Origin of the sequence: Niallia sp. 01092, from assembly GCF_052318935.1 — a bacterium.
Lineage (GTDB): Bacteria > Bacillota > Bacilli > Bacillales > Cytobacillaceae > Niallia.
The window spans coordinates 1-7,778 of sequence record NZ_JBQRKO010000047.1 but is presented as its reverse complement, the minus strand read 5'-3'; the positions used below and the strand labels follow the sequence as shown (position 1 = coordinate 7,778).

Sequence of the window (7,778 nt, the reverse complement as noted above, 5' to 3'; positions counted from 1 at the left end):
TAATCCCGCAGGAGTCGTGCGGACGCCTCTCCTAACCAACATGATGGTCGTTTTCAAACTCCCTATTCCATTTTTATCCTACTAAATATAAGGCATCATATCAATGATCATCAGAAACAAAATACTTCATAATACTCAGCCTCTTTTCATGTAATTTTTACATCAGTTTCTTTTCTAAAAAATACTGCTGCATTTCTTTATATGGATGATTCTTAATCAATCCAATTATTTGATAACCATTTTTTTGATAAAATTCAGGAGCTTGAAAGCTAAAAGTATCTAATTGAATGCTTTTGCAATTATTTGCTATCGCTAAATCTTCTATCTTATGTAATAATTTTTTTCCGTACCCATTCCCTCTAATGGACTTATCTATCCATAAGAAATCAATATGGAGGCAATACCAAAAAATTGTTCCTGTTATCCCCCCTACTATTTCTTTCTTTTCATTCCTAATCATAAAGCTAACCTTCTTAACTGGATGTTTTACTTCAGCAGGTATTTTCTCTAAGTTATACTCTATTACCTTTTTTCGTATGAACTCACTATCTGCTTCGTTCCACTGATTGATAATCTTCACCTTATCCTCCTAAGTTTTTGACTTCATTAGCCATCTCAACTTATTTTTCCGATGCTAAAGTAATCTCCACAATCTCCGGCCGATTAAATAGTCTCTGCGGGATGATGCTGTTGCCTAATCCTCTATTAACAATCAGCGTAGTATCGCCTTTTTTATATGTACCTGCTGTATATTTTGGCAAAAAGCCTTGATCTGGTGCTACCAATCCTCCTATAAAGGGAATTCTTACTTGTCCGCCATGTGCATGCCCAGACAGAACAAGATCGATTTGATGTTTTTCGTATAATGACAATAATTCCGGTCGATGAGATAATAACAACGTAAAGCTCTTACTTGTATCCAACCCTTTTAAAGCCGATTGCATTTCCTGATCAACAATTGCTTCATTTGGAGCTTCCCTATCGATTGCTGGATCATCCACCCCAATCAGTTTAATTTGTCCCTTCCCATTATGAATCGTAACATTTCTGTTTCTCAATACTTCTACTCCAGCATCTTGCAGCTTTTTCTCTAAGCTATCGAACTTTCCCGACCACCATTCATGATTGCCTGTCACATAATACACAGAAGTAATCGAAACAAGCTGCTTCATTAATGCTAGACTTATCGCTTCATCATATTTATCCGCATCTACTAAATCACCTGTGAAAACAATCAAATTAGGTTTTAATTTTTTTACCTTTTTCACTAGCCTCAATTGATTTTCCCCAAACTCTTTACTATGCAAATCAGATAATTGCACGATTTTATACTCGTTAAAACTTGTTGGTATTTTACTAGATTGTATCGTTATCTTTGTCGTTGAAACCGCATTATTTTGATAATAGGAAAATAGAATGGCTATCAAAATGATCATAATAAACAGCAGCCACTTCTTTTTCAAAAATTGCATGATGCACCTCTTCATTCTTTTAATAATGCTATTTTCTCATATATTGGTTTTCGAGGATATAAATAGTTGTATGATATAGTAGAGACAAAGGGTTCATATGCTTTTAATGATACACTCAGTGCAATCCGATTCTATTTTGATCAAAACGGAAACACATCGAGTACATTTGTCGGTATGAGAATACTTAGAAAATGCAAAAAATAAAACCCAATATTGTAAAAAAGACATTCTTACGCGAATGTCTTTTTTAACTTTGCCTATTAAAATCACTTAGTATTTAATTTTTCTTTCTCTAAAATACCCTTTACAACATCTTCAATCGTTACTGCTTTTAAAGCCTTTTCTAATGCCAGCTCAGCAGCAGAAAATATTGGACCAATTGTATTTTGTATATTCCTTCCAACAGGACATGCTGGATTTGGATTTTCATGTATTCCAAATAACTCTTTATCCTGTACAACACTAACAGCTTTATAAACGTCGAGTAAAGTTATATCGCCTAATTCTTTAGCCAAATTTGCACCAGCAACACCAGGACGGACATTTATTAACCCTGCATTTTTAAGCATACCCGTTATCTTTCTAATTACAGCTGGATTTGTGTTGACACTCGCAGCGATATATTCAGATGTATTAACTCCATCTTTATTTATTTCTAAAAGAGCTAATATATGGATTCCCACTGCAAAACGGCTGCTAATAGACACCTTTTTCGCCTTCCTTTACTATTGGTATTCCTAATTATTATATAGGATAAAACATGTAATGCAAACAGTTACAAGTCACTGTTGCACCTAAATTAAGATTTTAAATGATTAAGTGTTGACAAACAACTAACCTGTAACTTATATTATTACATGTAATCATATAAGTTACAGGTTAGTAAAACTAATAAATTATTACTGGAGGAATGTTATCATGAAAATTGGAATTATCGGTGCAAGTGGTAAAGCAGGCAATCTTATCTTAAAAGAAGCTCATTCAAGAGGACACGAAGTTACAGCAATCGTTAGAGATGCCGGAAAAGTTCAAAATGTTGCTGTGGTAGAAAAAAATATTTTTGATTTAAAAACAGAAGATATTATAAATTTTGATGTGGTAGTAAATGCATTTAATGCTGCTCCAGGTCAAGAACAACAACATGTGGATGCTGGCAATGTTTTAATAGAAGCACTTAAAGATGCTCCACAGACAAAATTGATTGTCGTGGGAGGAGCAGGCAGTTTATTTGTGAACGAAGAAAAAACACTTCGCGTATTTGAAACACCAGATTTTCCTGAAGCATATTTTCCAACAGCAACAAATATGGGGAAAAACCTTGAAGATTTACAAAATACAGATGGCATTCAATGGACTTATATCAGCCCAGCAGGATTCTTTGATCCAGAAGGTCAACGAACAGGCTCTTATCAAAAAGGGAAAGACAACTTAATTTTAAATGCAAAAGGAGAAAGCTATATAAGCTATGCTGACTATGCTATCGTAGTTTTGGATGAAATTGAAAATCCACAACATCAAAACGAACGATTTTCAGTTGTTGCTGAAGCAAAATAAGGTTTTTAGAAACGAGGCTAATTTAAAAAATACCATTAGTTTTGTCAGCTAATGGTATTTTTAAATTATGTTCCATAGCTCATCGCTAAGCTATCTAAAGGCAGTTAAAGGTAATTATGCCGTGCGGATACTTTATAAGAAATTAGGATCGTTCCAACTGAAGAAATATGGTTGCTATCTTTTCCTTGATAGCAATAGGTAAGATTTTGATGTGATCGCCGTCTTTTCCCCTGCTCCACACCCAACGTGCGACTTTCACCGCATTAGGCGTTCCATCTTATTCTTTTAAACTAAAGCAACTAAATTACAAATTTTACGAAAGTGATTTACCTTCTTCAATTGTTTTCCATCCAATTGAAGGTAGTTTCTATATTGCTCAATCGTCTTTTCATCTGTTGCGTGAATTAGTCTATGAACATCCTTATGAAATATTACAAGATTGCTGAATTCATCTGTACCACCCATATTCCGAGGTATCTTGTGGTGACAATGAACTTCATTTGCTAAAAGGAAGTTGCCTGTCACTGCACATTTACCTAATTGCATAGAATATCTTGAAATTCTGTTATCTGCATATTCTAATTTTTCGTTATCGTAGTATGTTTGTAACATTTTATGAATTTCGGTTGCAATATCAGCTTTAAGGTTTTTATGAAGTTTTATTCTTCCTTCTTTAGTGTAGTTACACTTATCTTGGCTAAAGTTCATGGCGTTCTTTGTTTGAATGTCTTTTAAAGGGTATAAATGTATACCTGCGATTTCGAACGTTCTGTATTTGTTCTTATGTAGTCGTTTATACGTTGCAGAAGGTTTGATAGGTATTCCATATTTCCCAATTGATTTAAGACGATTATGCAGGGTTCGAAATAACCGATGTTCTATTTTTGCAAAATCGAAATTTATGTGTGTTGCTATTTTATAGTAGTTTTTAATGCCAAGAATATAAGAATTATAAAGGTTGATTTTCTTCGGTGATGGATTTTTCCTAATATCATGAATAAGTTTTCTTGCCTTCTCTAAAATTGTTTTTATTTTCTTATCCATGATATGTGTATTTGCAACATGTTTATTGCGTTTAGACACTGCTTTAAGCGAAAATCCTAGGAATTCTGACCTTTTTCTTCTTAGATTTGTAATCGTTGATTTCTCGGTTGATATTTTAAGATTTAATTGATTATTCAAATATCCTTTTACAGCATGGTATAATTTAATAGCTGATTGATGGGAATTAGTAAAAATTTTAAAGTCATCTGCATATCTGACGATATACATTTGTTTAAGATTCGATTTCTTGAGCATACGAATCTTAACAGTTTGGTTTTTGTATTTAAAATTTGTTTTCATATTTTCCCATTATGTTTGATAGTTGTGGGGATAAAATACCACCTTGTGGAGTTCCTTTGGATGGTATCCCTACTCCCTGTATGGGTGCTTTCAGCATCTTCGATACAATAGAAAGCACTCGTTTATCTTTGATGCCGATTCTATACATTTGTTCTAGTAACTTAGCATGGTTCACATTATCAAAGAAACCTTGTATATCTATGTCTACTACGTAATGGTAATCTGTTCTATTTATTAGATACTGACATCTTGCCATTGCATGATGAGTTGACCTATTTGGTCTAAATCCATATGAATGATTGTAGAAATTGGCTTCACATATTGGTTCTAATACTTGTTTAAACATCTGTTGAATTAATCTATCTCTCATAGTCGGTATACCTAAAGGGCGTTTCTTTCCATTTGGTTTTGGTATTTCAACCCTTCTAACTGTTTGAGGTTTATAATTCTCTAGTTCTGTTCTTATTTCTTCAACAAATGTTTCAATATCTTCTATTTTGTATTGGTCAATTGTGATGCCGTCAGTACCAGTAGTTTTTGATCCTGTATTAGCTTTTATATTTCTATAAGCTAATAAGATATTGTTCTTAGATATAATATGTTCATACAATCTTAGACCTTTTGTTGCGTTGGTCTTACTGCGCTCATAAAGGTCATCAAAGGTACTTTGCATATCATAATATTCCGCATGTCGTAACGCTGTACTCACCGATGGATTGTTTCTCCTTTCCTAAGGAAAGTCCCATCATCTTACTCGCCCCTGTGAGTTTCATTTAGTTGATTTAGTTTTACAAAGAACAAGACTTGGGACTATCCCTCCACGTTCATTACACGTTTCATCGGTACTGTGTCCCTACTTTCACAAGAATAAAGTCATTTCGATTTTTACCTTATAGACACCATCCCGATAGTAGTCGTTTTAAATAGACGTTTCTTGCTTACAACGTTCCAATTAACTTAGCTTTACATATATCCGTGGGTGCTTACTCTGAACCTGTTAACTCTATACTCTCTTTGTCGAGTATCCCGAATTTCTTAGTAGTTATCCATACTTTTCGGTGGTTAACCCTACAATTTGTAGTTTATATCTTTCGATAATAATGCGGTTTTAGACCCTTACATTCGCAAGTTCGTCAGTCCTATTGGACATTCTCACCATAGATATTTTATAGCATCCCGACCTATCATGAACCATATCCTATAAAAGCAACTTAGGTTCATTTCAGCCGCCTTCACCTAGCTTCATACACATTCAGGCTACTACCATTCTGTGCATGTAGGAGTATTAGATAACTCGCTTCAGCTCGACATGACGGCTTTCATTCCGAATTTCAGTTAATCAGTTATGATTGCTTCAGCAACCCTCCTATTTCATGCATACGCATTTATAAGGAAACGTTTCGCACAACTACTCACCGCTTATCACCCTTACGGTTTCATTGAAGCGGGAGATTCCTAAGAACACCGGTGTATCCACCAGTTATTGATTAGGCGATCCCCGCAGTTCCTGCGGTTAGAAGTCTTATTGCTTCGTTTTTGATATTTACACTTGCGTTACGATCACGATCATGGTGAGCATGGCATGCTGGACATTTCCATTCACGTAGTTTGAGATTTTTAACGTCTTTGTTCTGATAGCCACAACAGGAACATAGCTGACTGGAAGGAAAATTCTTGGAAACGGTCACCACTTGTTTCCCGTACCATTTTGCCTTGTATTCCATCATGTGTTTGAATTGTGCCCATGATACTTCACTGATGGCTTTCGCAAGGTGATGATTTTTCAACATATTAGATACGGACAAATCTTCCATCCCGATGATATCGTGGTTTTTGACAATTTCGGTGGAGATTTTGTCTAAGTAATCTTTTCTTATGTTTCCTATTTTTTCATGGATACGTGCGACTTTCTTTTTGGCTTTATTCCAATTTGCTCCGCCTATTGTTCGTCTACTCATGATTCGTTGTGCTTTCGCTAACTTTTCTTCTGCGGAGCGGAAAAACTTCGGATTGGAGTAGCGTTTTCCATCAGATAGAATAGCAAAATCTTTTAAGCCAACGTCAACACCGACAGCTGAGTTTGTTTGCGGTAACTCTGTTATTTCTACTTCGGTAGTAATAGACACAAAGTATTTACCAGATGGATTTCGTCTAACGGTAGCACTCAAGATTCTTCCTTCAACTTCACGACTTTTCGCAAAGCGAACATTCCCTAGTTTCGGTAACTTTATTTTCTTTTCAATAACCTCAATATTCCCATTCGTGTGCTTTGTCGTGTAAGACTGAACAGGATTGTTCTTCGTTTTAAATCTTGGCTGTTTATTTTGCTTTTTGTAGAAACGATCATAAGAATCAGCTAAGTTTTCCACTGATTTTTGCAAAGCAATACTATCTACTTCCTTCAAAAAAGAGTAATGCTTCTTTAGTGCAGGAAGTGATTTCACTGTTTCGTATTTGTTTAAGTACTTGCCTTTCCAATTATTTATCGGAAGCTGACCATGTTGTACCATTTCTTCGCAGATATGCCAATAAGCATCTTTTTCTTTTTGCTTCCCCAGAAAAAAGTTAAACACAAATCTGGAGCAGCCAATGGTTTTGTTTATGAGTTCCATCTGTTTTTTATTTGGGTACAAGCGGAATTTATAGGCTTTTTTCACTAGCATGAATATCACCTTCCCACCAAGAACATTCGTTCCTATTATATCATAAGAAGGAAAGTTTTGGCTAACGCCAACCGACATTCATCTCCCACCTACTCATTGGGCTTTTCCCTTCACACTTCTTGAGGAGGGAGTATTCTGTCGGGAAATGATAAATCTGGTTTCTTTTTAACTAGAGGGGAAAAAACTGAGAATCAAGTTGCTTACATAGTTTTTATTAAGATTAAACAGCTTAGCTTCATAATGGCACGAAAGCAATTTTGTTTCATTATATTATTATTATTAATATAATGAATACATATCTATTAAAAAAAGGGGAGATTCTTTTAAATGCAACGTTTCTTATTCGCATATACAGTTAACTCTACTGGCTTAGAAAGTGAATTTAGTCAAGTGGCGGAAACAGAAGAAAAAGCGAGACAATTAGTAAAGGAAAGAGTAGCAGATATAGAATTTACAGATGAAGACGATGTCGTGATCGGCAAATTAATAAAAACTATTGATGCTACAAAACACTATTATGAGTGTGAAGGCTGCACTTGATCTAAAAAATATGCAGCGAAAAATAGTTTACTTATTTTGAGTTGAATAGTTTGTTTCTATTAAAGAATAAACACGAACGAGTGCCTTGCTTCTTATTGAAGAAAGGCACTTTGCTTATCAATGGATGGCTTAAGACGTATTCTTCCATAACTTTTTATAAAATTCTACACAAAAAAAATATGCATATGTCATGCATATTTTCAGT

At 34.7% G+C, this 7,778-nt stretch carries 6 protein-coding genes and 1 pseudogene; 2 read left to right on the top strand and 5 right to left on the bottom strand.

The genetic code is table 11. From position 1 onward, the window contains the following. Positions 1-157: 157 nt before the first annotated feature. The 3 genes from ACTXGU_RS22075 to ACTXGU_RS22065 all read right to left on the bottom strand — a co-directional run bounded on the left by ACTXGU_RS22075 (position 158) and on the right by ACTXGU_RS22065 (position 2,179). A complete protein-coding gene (locus ACTXGU_RS22075) occupies positions 158-580 on the bottom strand; it encodes a GNAT family N-acetyltransferase (protein WP_443483669.1) in 423 nt (140 codons plus the stop codon). 40 nt (positions 581-620) lie between these two features. Further along, the gene (locus ACTXGU_RS22070) at positions 621-1,472 is read right to left on the bottom strand and encodes a metallophosphoesterase (RefSeq protein ID WP_443483668.1); all 852 of its coding nucleotides are present in this window, start codon (positions 1,470-1,472) and stop codon (positions 621-623) included. Between the two features lie 266 nt (positions 1,473-1,738). After that, a complete protein-coding gene (locus tag ACTXGU_RS22065; protein WP_443483667.1) occupies positions 1,739-2,179 on the bottom strand; it encodes an Rrf2 family transcriptional regulator in 441 nt (146 codons plus the stop codon). A 211-nt stretch (positions 2,180-2,390) separates the two neighbouring features. On the opposite strand from ACTXGU_RS22065, the gene ACTXGU_RS22060 reads away from it, so the two are divergent. Further along, on the top strand, positions 2,391-3,026 hold the full coding sequence (locus ACTXGU_RS22060) for an NAD(P)-dependent oxidoreductase (RefSeq protein ID WP_443483666.1): 636 nt from the start codon (positions 2,391-2,393) through the stop codon (positions 3,024-3,026). Positions 3,027-3,311: 285 nt separating this feature from the next. On the opposite strand, the pseudogene ltrA reads toward ACTXGU_RS22060, so the two are convergent. Together ltrA and tnpB are read right to left on the bottom strand one after the other, a co-directional pair. Next, positions 3,312-5,079 (bottom strand): annotated as a pseudogene (gene ltrA, locus ACTXGU_RS22055) (group II intron reverse transcriptase/maturase). Between the two features lie 778 nt (positions 5,080-5,857). Continuing rightward, positions 5,858-7,033, bottom strand: coding sequence for an IS200/IS605 family element RNA-guided endonuclease TnpB (tnpB, locus tag ACTXGU_RS22050; protein WP_443483670.1), 1,176 nt, complete (start codon positions 7,031-7,033; stop codon positions 5,858-5,860). A 327-nt stretch (positions 7,034-7,360) separates the two neighbouring features. Between tnpB and ACTXGU_RS22045 the strand changes: the two genes are divergently transcribed. Next, positions 7,361-7,573 (top strand): hypothetical protein, encoded by a 213-nt coding sequence (locus ACTXGU_RS22045; protein ID WP_443483665.1) that lies wholly within the window; start codon positions 7,361-7,363, stop codon positions 7,571-7,573. Positions 7,574-7,778: the final 205 nt, after the last annotated feature.